The following is a 21538-nucleotide window of genomic DNA, read 5'->3' on the forward strand; positions in this document are numbered from 1 at the left end:
CTACGGGCTTGCACGTTGTTCGCTGTCTTCCTTGGGATGCGCACCGCTTGCGCTTGACGGCAGAGGCGCGCTTATAGAATTAAAACGCGAATTCGATCGTGTCGACCGCACTCTTTGCGCCAGACGACGGTTTATGACATTCGATCCGTCTCAGCTCAAGTTGTGGATTTTCCGCAATTTGCGACAGTATCCCCAGGTAATCCTCGGTCAAGGTACGGATCATCGCTTCTTTGAACAGCTTGGTGGCGTAGAAGAAGCCCCCGCTCAGCGCCCCCTTGTTTTCATACATAAACAGCGTCAGATCAAACTTCGCTTCTTCCAATTGATCCAGCTCATAATTCTTTAAGCTGACCCCTTCCAGTTCGACGTCTTGTTCTTCGATATTTTGCAAGTCGAAAACAGCATCGAACAGCGGAAAGCGGCCCGGTTCCCGCTTCACATTCAAACGCTCCACGAGCTCTTCGAATGGATAATCCTGGTTCTCGAAAGCACCCAATGCCGTCTCCTTCACTTCTTCCAGGTAGGACAAGAACGTTTTGTCGCCCGACGGACGATTGCGGATGGCCAGTGTATTGACAAACATCCCGATGACCGGTTCCAAATCGGCATTGGTTCTTCCCGCCACCGGGGTGCCCACGATTAGGTCGTCCTGCCCGCTGTACTTGGACAGCAGCACGGTATAAGCCGCAAGCAGCACCATGTACAGCGTGCTTTCACGCTCGGCCGCCAATTGGCGCAGCCGCTCAGAGAGAGAAGCTTCGACGTCGAAATCCAGATGCATGCCTTCGTAGTCGCGAACCGTAGACCGTTCGTAGTCCATCGGCAGATCCGCCGTGGGCAGCTCGCCTTCGAAGGTTTGTAGCCAGTACACTTCCTGCAGCCCAATCCGCTCTCGGTGGACCTTCGACTGCTGCCAAACAGCATAATCCTTGTATTGAATGCGCAGTGGTGGCAGTTCTTCTCCGTCGTAGAAACTCGAGAATTCATTCATCACAATCGCCATCGATACACCGTCGGACACGATATGGTGCATGTCGAAAAGAAGTATATACAGATTTGGCTCCAATTCGATGACCCCGGCGCGGAGCAGCGGTGGCTTGCCGAGATCAAACGGACGAACAAAACTGCGTACAATCTGCTCGATTTGAGCCGCATCCTCTTTATTCGCTTGGTGATGCTCGATAGCAAAGTCAACCTGCGGGTAAATCCGCTGAACCGCTTCGCCCTTCACGATTTCAAAACCGGTGCGCAGTGATTCATGCCGTGATATCAATTTCCGCAAGGCGGCTTCCAAGCGCTCTAAATCAAACTCGCCTTCCAATTGCACCAGCTCCGGCATGTTGTAAAGCTGATCGGCTCCATCCAGCGTGTGCTGAATGAACAGCCTTTTCTGCGCGGAGGACAGAGGGTAGTACTCTCTCTCTTCCGCTCGAGGGATGGCCTCGTGCTCCCGCCGTTCCATCCGGGCAATCGCATCGGCCATCGCCGCAATCGTTGAGTGGCGGAATACGTCGCGCAGTGGCAGATTGACGTTTAATTCCTTAAACACCTTGCCCGCCAGCGTCGTCGCTCGTAGGGAGTGGCCGCCGATGTCGAAGAAGTTGTCGTAAACGCCAATGTCCTTCGTAAGCCCGAGAACCTCCTGCCAAATCACCGCCAGCTTCGTTTCCAGCTCATTACGCGGTGCGACGTACTCCGTTTCGCTTCCTGCTTCCCCTTCCGGCGCTGGCAGCGCCTTCCGATCCATCTTCCCGTTCGGTGTCAGAGGTAGACGCTCCAACTCCACAAAGTACGACGGGATCATGTAGCCCGGCAACTCCTGTGCCAGTGCGTTGCGCAGATCATTCACTGCCAGCTTAACTCCGGTATCCGGCGTGTAATACGCACATAGCGCCTTTTGACCGTTCGCGTCACTTCGAACCAACACCACCGTTTCGCGCACGCCTTTCACCCGCAGCAGCTGCGACTCGATCTCCCCCGTCTCGATCCGGTAGCCCCGGATTTTCGCCTGGTTGTCGATCCGGCCAATGAAGTCCACGTTGCCGTCTTCCATCCACCGCGCCAAGTCTCCCGTGCGATACAATCGCTCACCCGCGGCGAACGGACTGTCTACGAACTTCTCTTCCGTCAGCTCCGGACGGTTCAAGTACCCACGTGCTACCCCAACTCCGCCGATAACCAACTCGCCCAGTACCCCAACAGGAACCGGGTTCAGATGCGCATCCACGATGTAGAATTTCGCATTCAGCCACGCTTTACCGATCGGCACATGCCCTGTCTGCGGCAGTTTCGCCAACTCCTCGTCATAGAAACTGGAGTCGATCGCCGCTTCCGTCACGCCGTAGGCATTGATGATGCGGAACAACGAGCCGAACCGTTCCTGTAAGGTTCGGTAATCCGCCACACTGCAACTGTCAGAGCTTGTGATCAACAGCTCCATACCGCTCAACTCCAGCCCCTGCTCATGCACGTACTCCATAAACGGCACAATCAGTGCCGGTGTTGATTCAAAGATCGACACTTGCTCCCGCTCTATCCAGTAGTGCAGACGAGACGGATCGATCCGGTCGTCCTTCGGTACAATGACCATCGTGCCGCCGTTGTACAGCGTCCGCGCGATATCTCCCACGAACACGTCGAACGAGAAGCTTGCGAGCTGCAGCAGTCGCACTGGGAACTGATCCAACCGATATTCCCGTCGGTAGCCCGCCGCTGTGTTCACCAGGCTGCGGTGCTCGATCATCACGCCCTTTGGCTTACCCGTCGTCCCCGACGTGTAGATCACATATGCCAGATCCTCTGGACGAGCTTCATGGAAGCTAACCATGCCCACAACATTCGGATGGCTCTCATCGCTGGCATCCACAGCACCCGTCAGTTTGCCGGAAACTATGCGGGAAATCATGCTGGATCCCATCGGCGCATTCGTCCGCTCCTCGCTGTACGACGCTTCATCGTCGAGGTACAGCACCGTCACCAGTGCCAGTTCCTCTTCGCCGAGCCAGGCTTCGGCACGCTCTCGCAGCGGCGTTTGCGTCAGCAGTACCTTCGCTCCGCTGTCTTCGAGCATGAACCGCACGCGGTCCACTGGATAATCCGGGTCGAGCGGCACATACGCCCCGCCCGCTTTCCAGACGGCCAGCACGGCCACCAGCAAGTCCACCGAACGTTCGGCGAGAATGCCGACGATCGACTCCCGGCCGATGCCGCTTGCGCGCAGCGTAGCCGCCAAACGGTTCGCCCGCTCGTTCAGCTCCGCATACGTCAGCCGGTCGTTCTCGTACACGACGGCCGCCGCTTCCGGCGTGCGCTCCGCCTGTTCCTCAAACAGCCGGTGGAACGCCGACGCAGGGGCCGCTTCCGGCTGCGCCGGGTTAAACGCGCCGAGAATTTGCTCTTTTTCTGCCGGTGTCAGCAAGCTCAGATCGGCGATCTTCGCTTCCGGACGACTTACGATCGTTACGAGCAACTGCTCGTAATGTTTCGCCAGCCGTTCGATCGTCTCCCTTTTGTAGAGAGCCGTCGCGTATTCGAAACTATAATCCAAGCCGCCGTTCTCCTCGCCCACATCCAAGCTGATATCAAACTTCGCGGTATCCAGTGCGCTCGGATAAGGAATTAGACGAAGCCCTTCCAGCTCAAATTCCTCGTTCTCCGTATTCTGCATCGTAAACAGCGTGTCGAAGAGCGGATTGCGGCTTAAATCACGGGCGACTTGCACCTTATCCACCAATTCTTCGAACGGATAGTTTGGATGCTCGAAGGCGTGGAGGGTCGTTTCTTTGACTTCGTTCAGGTATGACAGGAATGTCTTCTCCGAAGCCGGATAACTGCGGATAGCCAGCGTGTTTAAGAAATTCCCGATCAACGGCTGCACATCCCCATGATTCCTTCCGGCAATCGGCGTACCGACGATCACGTCTTCCTGACCTGAATATTTATGCAGAAGGACGTTATACGCCGCAAGCAGCACCATAAACAGCGTCGTGCCTGTTTCCGAGGCCAGTTGCTTCAGGCCGTCGGTTTTTGAAGCGTCGAAGAAAAACTCCAGCGTTTGACCTTCGTAGCTCTGCACAGCCGGACGCGGATAGTCGGTCGGCATTTCCAGCACCGGAAGCTCGCCTTGGAATATGACCAGCCAGTACGCCTCCTGACGCTGAAGCCGTTCCTTCTGCTCCTGCGAATGCTGCCAAACAGTGTAGTCTTTGTACTGAATGCGCAGAGGCTCCAATTGCCCGCCGCCATACAAGCGGACGAATTCTTCAACAAAGATTTCCATCGAAACGCCGTCGGAAATAATATGATGCATGTCGTACATTAGAATATGGCGTTCCGGAGCCAGCTCGACAAGGCCTACCCTCAGCAGCGGAGGCTTCGCCAAGTCAAACGGACGGACGAAACCGTGAACCACCGCTTCGACCTCTTGCTCATCCGCTTGATAGAACTCCACCGCAAAATTCACGTCTTGGTAAACCCGCTGTGATGCTTCGCCATCCACCATTTCGAACCCGGTGCGCAACATTTCATGCCGCGCCACGAGCTTACGGAACGTTTCTTCGAACCTTGTCCGGTCCAAAGCACCTTCCAGCAGCATCGCTTCCGGCATGTTGTAGCTAAGCTCCGTACCTTCCAGCTGATTCAGGATAAAGAGACGTTTTTGAGCAAAAGATTGCGGATACACCTCTCGGTCATCCGCCACCGGAATGGAAACGAATGTCTGCTCATCCAGCCGGGAAATGGCCGCCGCCATGCTCTCAATCGTGGAATGCCGGAACACGTCGCGCAGCGGCAGATCCACGTTCAACTCTTTATGAATCATGCCAACCAACGTTGTCGCGCGCAGGGAGTGGCCACCGATGTCGAAGAAGTTATCGTTAACACCAATCTCCTTCGTAAGCCCCAGCACTTCCTGCCAAATAACCACCAGCTTCATTTCCAGCTCATTGCGTGGTGCGACGTACTGTGTTCCGCTTCCCGCTTCTCCTTCCGGCGCTGGCAGCGCCTTCCGGTCTATTTTCCCGTTCGGTGTCAGAGGCAGACGCTCCAGCTCTACGAAGTATGACGGGATCATGTAACCCGGCAGCTCCTGCGCCAGCGCACTGCGCAGATCGTTCACTACCAGCTCCGCACCGGTATCTGGTGTGTAATACGCACACAGCGCCTTCTGCCCGTTCGCATCATTACGAACCAGCACCACCGCTTCGCGCACATTTTTCACCCGCAACAGCTGCGACTCGATCTCACCCGTCTCGATCCGGTAGCCCCGGATTTTTGCCTGATTGTCGATTCGCCCGATGAAGTCCACGTTTCCGTCCTCCATCCACCGCGCCAAGTCTCCTGTGCGGTACAGCCGCTCGCCCGCGACAAACGGGCTGTCTACAAACTTCTCTTCCGTCAGCTCTGGACGGTTCAAGTACCCACGTGCTACACCAACGCCACCGATGACCAGTTCGCCCAGCACACCGACTGGAACCGGATTGAGATGTGCATCCACGATGTAGAACTTCGCATTTAACCACGCTTTGCCAATCGGCACATGGCCTGTCTGTGGAAGCCTCGCCAGCTCCTCGTCGTAGAAACTGGAGTCGATCGCCGCTTCCGTCACGCCGTAGGCGTTGATGATCCGCAGCAGCGAGCCGAAGCGTTCCTGCAAAGTACGGTAATCCGCCACACTGCAGCTGTCCGAGCTTGTGATGAGCAGCTCCATTCCGCTCAACTCCAGCCGCTGCTCATACACGTATTCCATAAACGGCACGATTAGCGCTGGCGTCGATTCAAAAATGGTAACCCGCTCCTGCTCTATCCAGTGGTGCAGACGAGACGGGTCAATCCGGTCGTTCTTCGGCACAATCACCATCGTGCCTCCGTTATACAGCGTCCGCGCGATATCGCCCACGAACACGTCGAACGAGAAGCTTGCGAGCTGCAGCAGCCGCACCGGGAACTGACCCAACCGGTATTCCCGCCGGTAGCTCGCCGCCGTATTCACCAGGCTGCGGTGCTCAATCATCACACCCTTCGGCTTGCCCGTCGTTCCCGACGTATAGATCACATAGGCCAAATCCTCTGGATGAGCTTCATGGAAGCTATCCATACCTACATTCGAATGGCTCTCATCTCCGTCGTTCACAGCACCCGTCAGCTTGCTGGAGACTTTACCGGAAACCATGCTGGAGCCAAGCGGTGCATTCTCACCGTCTTCGCTGTATGACGTTTCGTCGTCGAGATACAGCACCTTCGCCAGTGCCAGTTCCTCTTCGCTGAGCCAAACTTCAGCACGCTCTCGCAACGGCGTTTGTGTCAGCAGCACCTTCGCTCCGCTGTCTTCCAGCATGAACCGCACGCGGTCTGCCGGATAATCCGGGTCAAGCGGTACATACGCCCCGCCCGCTTTCCAGACCGCCATCACGGCCACCAGCAGGTCCACCGAACGCTCGGCGAGAATGCCAACAATCTCCTCCCGGCCGATTCCACTTGCGCGCAGCGTTGCCGACAGGCGGTTCGCCCGCTCATTCAGCTCCGCATACGTCAGCCGATCGTTTTCGTACACGACCGCCTCCGCTTCCGGAGTGCTCACCGCCTGTTCCTCGAACAGCTGGTGGAACGCAGCCGCAGGAGCCACTTCCGATTGCGCCGGGTGGAATGCGCCGAGAATTTGCTCGTTTTCCTCTGCCGTCAACAAGTTCAGCTCAGCGATCTTTGCATTCGGACAGCTTACGATCGCCGCAAGCAAGTGTCCAAAATGAATCGACAGCCGCCGGATCGTACTTTCTTTATAGAGAGCCGTTGCGAATTCAAAACTGCACTCCAGTCCACCATTTTCTTCCGTAACATCCACACTCAGGTCGAACTTGGCCATACCATATTCGCTAGGGTACGGGGACAATTTCAGCCCTTCCAGCTCAAACTCTGACTCCTCCAGGTTTTGCAGGGAGAACATCGTGTCAAACAGCGGGTTGCGGCTCAAATCCCGGCTAACCTGCACTTTATCGACGAGTTCTTCGAACGGATAATTCTGATGCTCGTAAGCGCCTAAGGTCGTTTCTTTCACTTCTTCCAAATACGACAGGAAGGTCTTCTCCGAAGCCGGATAATTGCGGATCGCCAGCGTGTTGACAAACATTCCGATCAAGGGCTGCATATCGCCGTGCGTTCTGCCCGCAATCGACGTGCCAACGATCAAATCATCCTGACCTGTGTATTTATGCAAAAGCACGGTATATGCGGCAAGCAACACCATATATAGCGTCGTTCCTCTTTGAGTTGCCAGCTGCTTCAAGCCTTCGTTCGTTGCCTCATCCACGAAGGACGTCAGCGTATGTCCCTCATAGCTCTGTACAGCAGGACGTGGATAGTCAGTTGGCATTTCCAGAACCGGCAGCTCGCCCCGGTAACGGTCCAGCCAGTAAGCTTCCTCGCGTTTCAATTGCACTTTTTGCTCGTCCGATTGCTGCCATACCGCATAGTCCTTGTACTGAATGTGCAAAGGCTCTAATGACTCACCGCCATACAGACGAACGAGTTCCTCAACGAACACGTCCATCGAAACCCCGTCGGAAATGATATGGTGCATGTCAAACATCAGTAAATAACGATCGGCTGCCAGCTCTACGAGCTCGGCACGCAGCAACGGTGGCTTCGCCAAATCGAAAGGTCGGATAAAAGCCTGCACGACTGCAAACGCTTCTTCCTCGTTCGCATGTCGACACACGACGGCAAAATCAACGCTCTCGTAAATACGCTGTACCGCTTCGCCTTGTACGATCTCAAATCCGGTTCGCAACGTTTCATGTCGTTTGATCAGTCCGCGGAAAGCTTTCTCCAGCAAGCTATAATCAATCGATCCTTCGAGCAGCAGCACACCCGGCATGTTGTAGCTCTGATCGGCTCCTTCCAGCTGATTCAGGATAAACAGCCGCTTCTGAGCTGAGGAAAGTGGATAATACGCTCTTTCATCTGCCAGCGGAATCGACGAGAACAACTGCTCTTCAATCCGTGAGAGGGCGAGAGCCATCTCTTCGATCGTTGAGTAGCGGAATACGTCGCGCAGAGGCAGCTCGACGTTCAACTCCTGATGAACCTTGCTCACCAATGTCGTTGCCCGCAGGGAATGGCCGCCCAAGTCAAAGAAGTTGTCATGAACCCCGATGTGTTCCAATCCAAGCACGCTTTTCCATATTTCAGCCAAGCTGGCTTCCAACGGAGTTCGAGGCGGAGTATGTCCTTCGCCCGCCTGCAAGCTCTCCTCAGGTGCCGGGAGGGAGCGGCGGTCAACCTTGCCGTTTGTTGTCAGTGGAAGCCGTTCCAACTGGATCAGGTACGCCGGGATCATATAGGCAGGAAGTTCCTGGGAAAGAACGTTCTTCAGCTCGGCCGCCGGAAGCTCACGGTCCGCTTCATAATAGGCGCAAAGCTGCTTCTCGCCGGAGGCGTTTTCCCGCGCAAATACCGTCGTTTTCCGAATTCCTTCCACTTTCTGAAGCTGAGCTTCGATCTCGCCCAGCTCAATACGGAAGCCGCGGACTTTCACTTGATCATCCGTCCGCCCCACGTATTCAATCGTGCCGTCCGGTAGCCATTTTGCCAAATCCCCTGTCCGGTATATGCGCTCTCCCGGCACAAACGGATGGTCCACAAATTTCTCCGCCGTCAGCTCCGGCCGGTTATTGTAGCCCCGTACCAAGCCTTCTCCGCCGACGCAAAGCTCCCCGGCCACGCCGATCGGCAGAAGTTTATTCTGGCTGTCGACGATATACACCGTCGTATTGCTGATCGGCCGTCCGATGGGTACGGTAACCGCGGACTCATCGACAAAGTCGACTGGAAGGTATGTGGTATAAACCGTGCTTTCCGATGGGCCGTACAGGTGGTTGAGCCTGCCCGGTCCGATATGAGCGAGCGCTTTACGCACATGGCCGACCGACACGCGCTCTCCTCCGAACAAAATCGCCCGGACATCCCTCAGGCAGTCGACGTTCACATCTACAAGGACGTTGAAGAAAGCCGTCGTAATCAGCATGATCGAGATTCGCTCGCGCTGGATGAGATCCGCCAGCTTGCCGATTTCCAGCAAAGTCTCGTGGGGAACCAGCACCAGCCGTGCCCCGTTGGTCAAAGCACCGAAAATATCAAAAATCGCTCCGTCGAACGAATAGCTCGAAAGCTGGAGGACATGATCCCGCTCAGTGATGTCGATATAATTCGTATTCCGCACGATCCGCACGATATTGCGGTGCGAAACAAGGTTTCCTTTTGGCTTGCCCGTCGTGCCTGACGTATAGATGATGCAAGCCAGATCTGTCGCTTCGTTGCCCGGATTTAGATTTGTGCAGTCCTCGTGATAGAAGGACTCGTCATCCAGTAAAATCACGGAGTCCGAACCCGCCAGGCGCTCGCGTAATCGACTTTGCGTCAGCATGATCTGCGCACCCGAATCCTCGATCAAGAAACGGATACGCTCCTCCGGATATTCCGGGTCAATCGGTACGTAAGCCGAACCGGCTTTGTGTGCCGCCAGCATTCCTACCACCATTTCGATGGAACGCTCAGCCATAATGGCGACCAGACGGTCTTTGGATATCCCGTGGCTACGCAAGGTACGAGCAAGGCGGTTAACGCGTTCGTTCAGCTCGCGGTAGGTCAGCTCTTGCCCATTCAAGGAGATGGCAGCTGCATTCGGGATGCGCTCCGCCTGCTCTTCGAACAATTGAATGAGCGTTTTCCCGCGCGGAAATTCCGTGGTGGTGTCGTTAAAATGTCCGAGAAGGTCAGCCTTTTCCGCCTCCGTCACAAGTTCCAGCTCACCCACGGTAATTTCCGGGTTATCCGCCACCTGCTCCAGCAAATGAACGAGATGCCCCTTGAGCCGCTCAATGCTATCTTTATCGAACACTTCGGCGTTAAAATCGAACCGAATTTCAATCTCGTTACCCGGCACCACGGTGACGTTGAAGTTATAGTTTGTCTGCTCATCCATCTGAACATCAGCAATCGTCAGGTCGCCGTGCTGCTGGTCCCCCGCCTGCTCCATCTGCTCGTCCACCGGATAGTTCTCAAAAGCGATGATATGGTTGATAAGGTTCTGCTTTTGCACGCTACGGGCCTGAATTTCATACAGCGGATAATAATCATAACGCCCGGACTCCAGTGCCCGCTCTTGAAGCTTCGCCATCAGGTCGGCGAACACGGTGTCCGCTTCACTCGTGACCCGGACCGGCACCGTATTGATGAACAGCCCGATCATGGACTCAATGCCCGGGATTTCCGCCGGTCTTCCGGCCACGACGCTGCCGAATACGGCATCGGTTGTTCCGTTATATTTTTGCAGCATCACGCCCCAAATAGCTTGCAGCAGTGTATTGACCGTAACCAGGCGCTGTTTCGCCACCCGGTCCATCCGCTCGCTCAAGTCCTTGCCCAGCTCGGCGGAGACGTGATCAGCCGTAAATCTGCCGTTGGGCGCCAGTTCCTTTTGCCCTGGGAGTACAGTTTGCCCTTCATACCCCTCCAGAAATGCCGTCCAATAGCCGGATGCCGCCTGATCGTCCTGTTTCTCCAACCATTCGATATAAGCGCCATAATCCGATCCCTTATCTCCCGCTGACTGCTCGCCGGATGCCAAGGCCGAGTATGCCTCAAACAGCTCCTGCGTCAGCTGAGCCAGGCACCAGCCATCCATCAAAATATGTTGGAAACTCCACAGTACATGATAGCTCTGCTCTTCGGTGCGCAGGATCGTAAACCGAACGAGTGGGTCATGTTCCATGTCGAAGCCGCGAAGCTTGTCCTCCTCGGCCTTTTTATCCAAGTAAGCTTGTTTCTCGTCCACCTGCAAATGAAGCAGCTCTTCATATTCAAAACCGACCGGCTTGTCGCGGTATATGATTTGCAGCGGCTCGCCCGCCGGCCCTTTCACAAAATTCGCCCGCAGCACCAGATGACGTTTTGCAAGTTCCATCCAACTCCTCTCAAAAAGCTTGACGTCGAGCGCTCCCCGCATCGTAAACCGCGTCTGCTCGAAGTAAGCTGCCGTTTGCCGGTCAAGCGCGCTGTGGAACCACATACCCTTCTGCATCGGCGTAAGCGAGTAAATATTTTCGATTTCCCCGAGATGGCCCGAGCGCTGGGCGATTTGCTCTAATTCCGCAATGGTCAAGCCTTTAAATTGCACGTCGCTCGGCGTCAATTCAGTGTTTTCTTTGCCTGCACAGTGGGTGATGAGTTCTCGGAGACTTTGCTCAAGTCGCTGAGCGAAGGCTTCCATCGTTTCCTTGCGATACTGCTTCCGGCTGTAGCTGAGATCGAGCGATAAAGCGCCGTCCAGCACCATGCCGTTGATATCCAGCACAAAGCTGCGGGCCTGCCGGTCGCTGGCCGGGCTGCCGCTTGAATAAGAAGATATGCCGATCTCGTCCTGGTTGACATCATCGTCGAACTGGCCGAGGTAGTTAAAATTAATTTCCGGCTCTGCGCCCCAAACAAAGCCATCCTCCGATTTGGAGAGATAGCGGCATACGCCGTAACCAAGCCCTTTGTTCGGAATGCGGCGCAAGTTTTCCTTGACCTGTTTAATCTGATAGGCCAAATCCCGGTCGGTTTCCGGCTCCAGGATGACCGGAAACTTGGTTGTAAACCAGCCGACTGTGCGCGTGATATCGATATCCGTTCCGATCGATTCGCGTCCGTGTCCTTCGAGATTGATCCGCACCCGTTCGTGTCCCGTCCACTTGCGAACGGCTATCCCAAGCGCCGTTACCAAAATATCGTTCATTTCGGTGTTGTAGGCCCGGTGAACCCGCTTCAGCAGCAGCTCCGTTTCTTCAGGAGTCAAACGGACGAACAGCGATTCGCTGTCCTGTTGCGTCGTAACGTCCGTCTCCAGATCCTTCGGCAAGGCCGGGACCGCAATTTGTTCCACGGCCTGCCAATAGGCCCGTTCCTTTGCCATCTCTGGGCTTTGCGCGTAAGCGGCCAGCTGCTCGGACCAAGTGAGGTACCCATCGGTTTTCGCCGGGAAACAAATTTCCTCGCTTTTGCCGGCCTGCTGGTAACCCAGAACGAAATCCTCCATCATAATGCGCCAAGACACGCCGTCCACCACGGCATGATGAACCGCGAGCAGCAAATGATCGCCGTCAGCGCACCGAAACAGTCCAGCCTTCACGAGGGGCCCGTTCTCCAGATCAATGCCCGCTTGAATGTCCGTTGCCTTCGCCTCCACATCCTGCGCGATATTCTCCGCATCGTTGAAGTCGAACACGTCCAGCGTGAACAGCCCGCCTTCCTGAATCGCGCGGTTCCGCGCGCTAACCCCTTGTTCCGTCTTGCGGAACACCATCCGCAAAGCGTCATGATGCTCGGCCAGCTTTTGTAGCACCTGACGCACCGTCTCTTCGTCGAAGCGCTCCTTCCGGTACAGCATCACTGACTGGTTGAAATGATGCGGGTCCGCAAAGGAGTTCTCGAAAAACCAATGCTGAATCGGCGTCAGCGCTGTTTCACCCGTTATTTCGCCTTGATCAATGGTACGTCCAATCGGTTTCACATGCAGACTAAGCTGTGAAATCGTCGGATATTTGAACAAATCCCGGATTTCCAGCTTATACCCGGCTTGATGAAGCCGCGAAGATACTTGAATGGACTTGATCGAGTCTCCACCCAGCTCGAAGAAATGATCCGTTACCCCAACGCGATCAGCGTTCAATACCGCCTGCCACACATCGGTAAGCGTCTGCTCGGCTTCATTGCGCGGAGCTACGTACTCTCCGCCGGTCAGTGCGTTGCCTTCCGGGGCAGGCAAAGCCTTGCGGTCGATTTTGTCGTTCGGCGTGAGCGGCATCTGAGGAAGCTGAACAAAATACGCCGGAATCATATAATTCGGCAATTTTTGCGCCAGCACGCTTCTCAGCTCACCGAGCGTAAGCCGGCGGTCCGCGACCAGGTAAGCGCACAGTTCTTGCCCGCTTTTGCCTTCCCGGGCGATTACGATCGTCTCCTGCACGGAGCCGATCTTCAGAAGCTGCTCTTCAATCTCGCCGATCTCGATTCGGAATCCACGGATTTTCACCTGATGGTCGATCCGACCCAAATACTCAATATTTCCGTCTGGCAGCCAGCGGGCGAGATCTCCTGTCCGGTAGAGGCGTTCTCCCGGCGCAAACGGATGTTCCACGAACTTTTCTGCCGTCAGCTCCGGTTGGTTCAGGTAACCTCTCGCAAGTCCCACACCTGCCACGCACAGCTCCCCGTCCACTCCCGGAGGCACAAGCTGCAGGTGGGCGTCCAAAATAAAAATCTGGTGATTGGCCAGCGGGCGCCCGATCGGAATGACTCTGTGCTCTGGCTGCTCCTCATCTGCATCCCAAAGCGTCGTAACAATCGAAGCTTCCGTAGGGCCGTAAGCATTGAAATAGCGAACCTTCGGTTTCCACTGCTGTACGAATTCGGCCGATACAGCCGAGCCTCCCGTTACGAGCTTCGTTAAGCTGGGAAGGCGATCCGGGCTCAAATAAGCGCTGTACGTCGGAGGCAAAATCGCCGCCGTAATTGCATGCTCGTTCATATAACTTTCGAACAGACGAGTGTCGAGAATCGTCTCGGCCGTCGGGATGTACAAAGCCGCGCCAAAATAGAGCGCTTTGAACATTTCCCAGCAGGATGCGTCGAATGACAGGCTCGCGAATTGAACGATCCGGTCATGCTCCGTGATGCCCAGCCTGTCCGCGAACATCAGCTTCAAGCTCACCAAACCACGATGCTCAAGCATGACCCCTTTAGGTTTGCCCGTCGTACCTGATGTATAGATGACATAAGCTAGGTCATTCGGGCCGCTGGCCGGCTCCAGATTGGAGCCATCGTTGCTATAGGATTGCTCGTCATCCAGCGCCAACACGGTTCCATCGAACGGCACCTGCTGCTGCAGCTCCCTTTGGGTCAGCAGCAGCTGCGCGTTCGAGTTCCCCAGAATGTAGCGGATGCGTTCTTCAGGGTATTCCGGGTCGATCGGCACATAGGCACCGCCAGCTTTCAGAACCGCCAGCATGCCAACCACCATCTCCGGCGATCTCCTAGCCATTAAGCCTACCAGCTGATTGGGCTGCAAGCCGGCCGATCGCAGCGTCCGCGCCAGCCCATTCGCCCGCTCGTTCAGCTCCGCGTACGAAAGCCTCCGTCCCTCAAAGACAACCGCCGTCGCTTCGGGCACCCGCTTCACCTGCTCCTCCACCAGCTGATGAATCGTCCGATCACGGGGATAGTCCTTCTCGGTATTGTTAAAGCTTTGCAGCAATTGAAATTTCTCGTTCTCCGACAGCATGTCCGCCCGCACGATGCCCAGCTCCAACTCGTGAAGCCCCACGGCCAGCAAGCGATTCAGATGGCCGACGACCCGAGTCATGAACTCGGAGTCATATAAGTGCTCGTTATATGACAGCGCCAGCTGTATCGTCCCGCCGGTTAAGCTGAATTCAAAGGAACAATCCGTGACCATGTTTTGGCCGATATCTTCCAGATGCAGCTCCTTAAGGGATACTAGCGTATGGACGACGGGGATTCCGTCTGCATATTGCAGGTCCAGCTTCTCCGTCATTCTCAAGAACGGAATATGTTGATGCTGAATTGCTTCCGGCAAGGAAGTCCTCAGCTCGCTCAGAAGCGTTTTAAAAGTCGCACCCGCCGAAAGCGAGTTTTTCAAAATGACCGTATGATTAACGGATCGGCGCGTCTCCGTCGGTTTCTGTACAACCGGCATGCCGACCAGAATGTCAGAAGCGCCTGTATATTTATGCAAGAGCGACTGAACACCGGCGAGTAAAATCATAAAAGCAGCCAGCGGAGCGCCCTTGCTCATTTGAAGGACGCGCTGCCCCGCTTCCTCCGAAAGCGAACCGCCGACGGTCTTCACAATGGGCGCCAGGGAGCTTGGAGCTTTACTGTAAGGCAGCCGCGTCAAGGTATAATCGTCGCTACCGAATTTTCCGTTCCAAAACAACGTTTCTTTTTCAAAAGCCACCTGGATCGTTCCCCTCTCTTCATCGGTAAAAGCAATCCGGCGGAGCATATGCTGCAGCAACGCTCCAGCTTCGCTCCCCCGTCTTTTCAAACATGTGACAACAATATCAATGGCTTTCGCCAGGTCACCGCTTTGCTTGTCCGGTTTATCGCATGCAGCAATCTTTGTCTAGCAACCGTCCCGCTCAGCTTCCATGCGTGAAAGACAACAAAAAGCATCGTTCTACGCAAGCGCTGCTTCCGGGTCTTCTGCTTCAAATATGCTTGATGCGGACGAGCCCCCGAAGACGGACTTTGGTTTAATGTGGGGTTAAAATTGGATTTGGGGGTGGACAAGGGATGTTCCTCCCATCGATGTAAGGCTTGCTGAAGGGTTCCGGCCGGCCAGCAGGAGAAAACCGTACCTCCGGATTCGGCACTGAGCTGCCTTTGTCGAAGCCTATGTATAAGGGGGTATTGATACACTCTATGTACGATTTGTGTATTCCCCGCAGCCCTAGTATAGATAAGTAAAGATCCGGCTGCGGGGTAGTGAGCTTATCCTGACGATTAGATGTGACGATTGTGCTGCATTGAGGCTCAAAGAATGCTCCGTATTGCATGAACGGGACAGCCCTTGGATTGGCGGTGAATTGCATCCTGCCTGACAGTAAAACAGGCAGGATGGGGAGAAAATCTTCCAATGGGGTGAGAACGTTATCTTAACATAGGGCCTTACAGCCCCAGGAAGCACTTCCGCGCCTCTTGCCGGGGCGCGGCCATCGGGTATGTCGATATTAGGTTGTTACCAGCAAATCTTGGGTCTCCTGAGAGATCACCTGCTGCATACTGGTCTTGATAATATCGCAACCGGCGGCCAGATGCTCCATCGAAATGGTCAGCGGAGGCATGATCTTCAGCACGAGGTCTCCTCTGCCGGCTCTTTCAATGATGAGCCCGTTCTCGAAACTGATCTCCGCCATCCGCTTCGCCCCGGCTTCATCCATAAAGCCCGAGACGTCAATGCCCCAGATCAGGCCGAGTCCGCGGATGGCGATGGACGGATGCAGAGGCTTGATTTCTTTATCAAGAAACGAGCGCACAAACTCTTCTTTCTGCTTCACTTGGGCTTCCAGGGCGGCTCTGTCCCGGAACTCGAGGGCGGCCTTGGCGGCCACAAAAGCGAGCTGATTACCGCGGAAGGTGCCATTGTGCTCGCCCGGCGTCCATAGATCCAGTTCGGGCTTCAACAGCAGGAGGGACATCGGCAGGCCGTACCCGCTGATCGACTTCGACAGGGTAATGAGATCCGGCTCGATCCCCGCACGTTCGAAGGAAAAGAATTCGCCTGTCCGGCCGCAGCCTACTTGAATCTCATCCGTAATGAGCAGGATATCGTGCATTCGGCAAAGCTGATGCAGCCCGCGCAACCACTGCGCGTCGACGACGTGAATTCCTCCTTCTGCTTGTACCGTTTCAAGCAGGATGGCGGCCGGCTTGTCGATTCCGGAGTGCGAATCAGTCAGGATATTCTCGATATAGCCGAGCGTATCCATTTCTCCGAAAGCCCCACTCGGGTGCGGCATGAACGTAACTCCATCCAGAGGAAGCCCCGCTCCTTCCCTCATGGACTTGGAGCTTGTCGCCGACAGGCTGCCGAGCGACATGCCGTGGAACCCGCCCATGAATGCGAATATCCCGGATCTCTTCTTCGCTTTGCGTGCGAGCTTCAGGGCCGCTTCCACCGCGTTCGTCCCCGTCGGACCGCAGAATTGAAGCTTGTAATTCAGCTTCTTCGGCTCCAGAATCCGCTCCGAGAAGCTCTGGATGAATTCACGCTTGGCCATTGTATACATATCCAGACCGTGCATAATTCGGTCGGAGGTCAAGTATTCGAGAATCTGGTCCTTGATATAATCGTTGTTATGACCGTAATTCAGTGCCCCGGCACCTGCAAAAAAATCAATATATGCTCTTCCATCCTCAGAATATAAAAGGTCCCCCTTGGCCCGGTCGAACACTACCGGAAAGCTTCTGCAGTACGATCTTACGTTCGATTCCAGCTTTTCAAAAATGCTCACTCGCTTCATCCTCCATCGGAATTAGGATAAGGTTGGCCCATTCTTTCTGAACCTTCCTTTCTGAACCTTCTGACGTCATGGAGCAACATATTCTCGTTGTCATTTTCCACAATTGTTGGTCCCCGCATGCCGGCTTGCTGGGTATCCAGTGGACTGGTCTCTCGCGCGCAGCTTACACAGGTATATAAAACCTATAATTCCATGTTCTAGTATAATAGGGAATATGACCTAGGTAGAATTATATCAAAATTTCGAAGAATGTATAGTAAATCTTTTGTTAAATATAGTAAAACTTTTGTTAAATTTGGTCTATAAAACATAAATGTGTTAATTTTTCACCTAAAAAGGAGGAATGGAGAAGAAACGCTGGGATTGGTTTGCCATCAATCGAGGAATTCGACGCGTGTCGACATTCAGGCGAGATATCAGAAATTTGGTAAAAATCCCCAGCAGACATTCTCTGCCGTGCTCCGAATCCTTGCGCTTTGCGATAACTTAACATGATTACCTGACGAATCTTTGGAAGTCTGGCTGGAAACGTGACCGGATGTCGGCTGGATATTCTGCCCCTCCTCATCAAACCGTATGTAAGGTTTTCTCTCAGACGCTTTCCGATGTCCGTCATTCATGTGCATGCAGATTACATAGCAGCGTTCTGAGTCTGAGTTGAACGGACATTAATTTCACTTCGCGTAATGAGCTCCTCCATCGAGCTCGTTAATGCTTCTTGGAGTACCCTTTTGTGAGTCGATGAAGTACCGGTCACGTTTAGTCATCTTCATTTCGCTTTACGTCGTAGCATAGTAGGTTACGCGAACCCTGTATTTTCGGGTTTAAATATTCCAAATTTTCTTGGAATGATTTATGAGCATATTCGCAGGTTCTAGTCATTCCTTCACGACTTCCCTAATACGCTCCTCTGCCTTACTTCAGAGCCATTGTTAAATCGCATAATATACTTGGCTTACGGAAAATTTCGAGCAGTTGCCTCTGCTCACAAGCTTGCTCACGGCGAGGTTTTACACCCCTTTATACCATGACGGACTTACTGCCACTCTAAATCTTATCTTTAAGACTTGAGCAAAAATATTACTTTCTCCCGTAGAATCCAATAGTCTTAATAAACGCATGATACTAGTAAGTCAGACCCTACAAAGATACAGGAAATTTCCATTTAATTTTTGGGTCTCTTATTCAAACTTGAAGTTTTTTTGGTATGCAAGTTGGATACGATGCACGAACACAAATAAGGTGGTTCTAATATTCAGAACCACCTACTTTAACTTCTTTACCTACTTGATGAATAACGCTTTATTTTCATTTTTATAAAATCTATAGTTTCACTTTGGTAGTATCAGTCAATTTCTTGAGAATTGAAAGAGAACGATATGATTATGAATTGCCAAGATCAAGTCTAAGGAAAGCTTGTATTTATTTTGCTTAATTCACTCAAAGTCCATTCCTAAAAATTTTGGTTTTTTATGTAGTTTCCGAATGGGTTTTATCCTTTCTCCAAAGGTTTACATTGTTTGCCCCTCCTTAAACATCAAGAAAGTCCTGATGACTTAGAGTCATCAGGACCATTTTTATTTAAAAATTATTATTTTACTGATTCTATTGATCAGCCAGTTATCCATGTCATTGGACAACAGTTCGTGTAGTTCCATACTTTTGTCGCTGGTTCCACACTTCTTCTTTATCAATGGACATAATTAAACATAAATGCCCTTACTCAACTGTTACGCTTTTCGCCAGGTTACGTGGTTTATCCACATCGTGACCCAGTGCCAGGGAAGCGTAGTATGCCAGCAATTGCAGTGCAACTACGGACAGAGCCGGGCTAAGCAATGGCAATGTTTTAGGAATTGCAAACGCTTGGTCTACGGATTTCAGCAATGGTGCTACGTGCTCTTCGTACGTAATTGCCAGTACATCCGCACCACGTGCTTTCACTTCTTTAATGTTGCTCACTGTTTTCTCAAGTACGTTTTCCTGTGTTGCCAGGGCAATAACAGGGATACCGTCTTCGATCAATGCAAGCGTACCGTGTTTCAACTCACCCGCAGCATAAGCCTCGGAGTGAATATAAGAGATCTCTTTTAGTTTCAACGATCCTTCTTGAGCTACTGCATAGTCAAGACCACGGCCGATGAAGAAGAGATGTTCATGTTTGGAGATTTGCTCTGCATATCCTTTGATTGCTTCTGCTTGCTCCAACATGGATTCCACTTGCTCAGGTAATGCTTGCATCGCTGCCAGCGTGTGTGCGATCTCTTCTGCAGATTGAGTACCACGAACTTGTGCAAGGTACAGACCGAGCAAGTTGAACGCGATCAACTGTGAAGTATACGCTTTGGTAGAAGCTACTGCAATTTCAGGACCTGCCAATGTTGCGATAACATCATCTGCATCACGCGCAATGGAGCTGCCCACTACGTTCGTGATTGCCAGTACATGTGCGCCATTGGATTGTGCTTCGCGCAATGCGGCAAGCGTATCGGCAGTTTCACCAGATTGGCTCACTACAATTACGAGTGTATCTTTGTGCACGATTGGGGAACGGTAACGGTACTCGGAAGCCACATCTGTTTCAACCGGAATACGTACCAATTGCTCAATCACTGTACGTCCAACCAGACCTGCATGGTACGCTGTACCACATGCAATGATTTGAACGTTACGGATATTTTTAATTTGTTCTTCTGTCATTTTCAACTCAGGAAGTTGAACCTTTTTGGTTTCATTATCGATGCGACCCAGCATTGTATCACGATATGCTTTTGGTTGCTCATGAATTTCTTTCAGCATGAAGTGCTCGAATCCGCCTTTTTCTGCGGTTACAGCATCCCAATCGACACGAATCATTTCCCGAGAAATAAAGTTGCCTTCAATCGTCATCAATTCGACAGCATCATGTGTCAATACAGCCATTTCACCATCATTCAGAATGTACACGTTACGTGTATGTTCCAGAATTGCCGGGATGTCGGAACCAATGAAGTTCTCGCCTTCACCAATACCAATAATCAATGGGCTTGCTTGACGCACAGCTACGAGTTTCTCAGGCTCATGCTCTGTCAATACACCCAGTGCGAATGCGCCACGCAACAACGTAATCACTTTTTGCACTGTTTTAACAATATCACCATTGTATTCACGTGAAATCAGGTGAGAGATAACTTCAGTATCTGTCTCGGAAGTGAACGTGTGACCTTGAGCCATCAATTCGTCCTTCAGATCCAGATAGTTCTCAATAATACCGTTATGCACAACAGAGAACTTTTGGCTTCCATCCGTGTGTGGATGGGAGTTCTCATCCGATGGTTTACCATGAGTTGCCCAACGTGTGTGTCCGATCCCGGCATTACCTACCAGTGGTGCACCATTCAGCTTGGCTTCAAGATTCGCAAGACGACCGAGAGCTTTCGTGATTTGCAGACCTTCCGGTGTGAATACCGCGATACCTGCAGAATCATAACCACGATACTCGAGTTTCTTCAATCCTTCGACCAATACCGATTGAGTGTTCTTATTACCAATATATCCAACAATACCGCACATAGTTTATTTCCTCCGTTTGTATATGAATACTGTGTCACGAAGAGAAACAGGCAGAGGCGGCATATCGGAAAAATGAATGATTGCCTAGCGTTTCATGAATACTTGTTACCTATTCAATTATCAATGATCAGAGCGACCTCGTGTCGCCCCGCTGTCATCATAAGCTGTTATGAATGCAATCATGAATGTACATCATTTTCCCGTCCGCGTACTGTTTACGCTCTTCACGCACATTCATTTGAATTTTAGTTTAACTCTTGCACCTACACCGGCGCGTTGTGTGGACAGTCACCCATCCATTTTCCGCAATCCGGTTTACGGCTCTGGTGCTTCACCGGGAGGTCCCCGCCGAACAATCCGAACACCTCCACCTCGTCAGCTTGATTGCCGTTGATCTTAATCAGCCGTTCTTCAACCTAGAAGAAATCCTGATCAACATCATCCCGCGCAACTCCAAGCTCTGGCGCTTGTGTAACTGTAACCTTACGTCCCTCACTTTCTGTGTCTGAATGACGACTCCACTCATTATATGCACGTCAGGTCCATTTTGCAATGGAGCAAAGTACCTGTGACAATTTCAGCATATTTACCCACAATCCCGACCGGATAAACGGACCCTTGGTCTCATCAGGCCGGGACGCAGGAATATTCCACTATTAGAGGTAATTCAAAAAGTCCGCTTTTGATTACGAATCATGCCTATAGGCATCATCAGCATCGAATATGAAATTCAGCCGAAATGTCCGTTGCTCACGTAGTTTCCCTACGCTCCGCTACTCCATTTCTATCTTCACTCCATCTTCTCGGTACTGAAAACCCGACTTTTTGAACACGTATTATAAGTCCTAAATCTTGTTCTATTAGACCCCTTTTACACAACAATTCCATGCAGAAGGGATTTCTTCCAG

3 protein-coding genes are annotated in these 21538 nt (G+C 52.7%); all 3 read right to left on the minus strand.

Features of this window, described 5'->3' with window-relative positions; translation table 11 throughout:
• Positions 1–79 precede the first annotated feature (79 nt).
• The 3 genes from M1D71_RS25720 to glmS all read right to left on the minus strand — a co-directional run bounded on the left by M1D71_RS25720 (position 80) and on the right by glmS (position 20630).
• A complete protein-coding gene (locus M1D71_RS25720; RefSeq protein ID WP_458127356.1) occupies positions 80–15058 on the minus strand; it encodes an amino acid adenylation domain-containing protein in 14979 nt (4992 codons plus the stop codon).
• A 727-nt stretch (positions 15059–15785) separates the two neighbouring features.
• Positions 15786–17069, minus strand: coding sequence for a diaminobutyrate--2-oxoglutarate transaminase (gene ectB / locus M1D71_RS25725; RefSeq protein ID WP_458124224.1), 1284 nt, complete (start codon positions 17067–17069; stop codon positions 15786–15788).
• A gap of 1728 nt (positions 17070–18797) precedes the next feature.
• Positions 18798–20630 carry a glutamine--fructose-6-phosphate transaminase (isomerizing) gene (gene glmS / locus M1D71_RS25730; protein WP_458124225.1) on the minus strand — a complete coding sequence of 611 codons (1833 nt, stop codon included), beginning with the start codon at positions 20628–20630 and terminating at the stop codon, positions 18798–18800.
• Positions 20631–21538 lie beyond the last annotated feature (908 nt).

Source organism: Paenibacillus sp. Z3-2 (genome assembly GCF_054161325.1).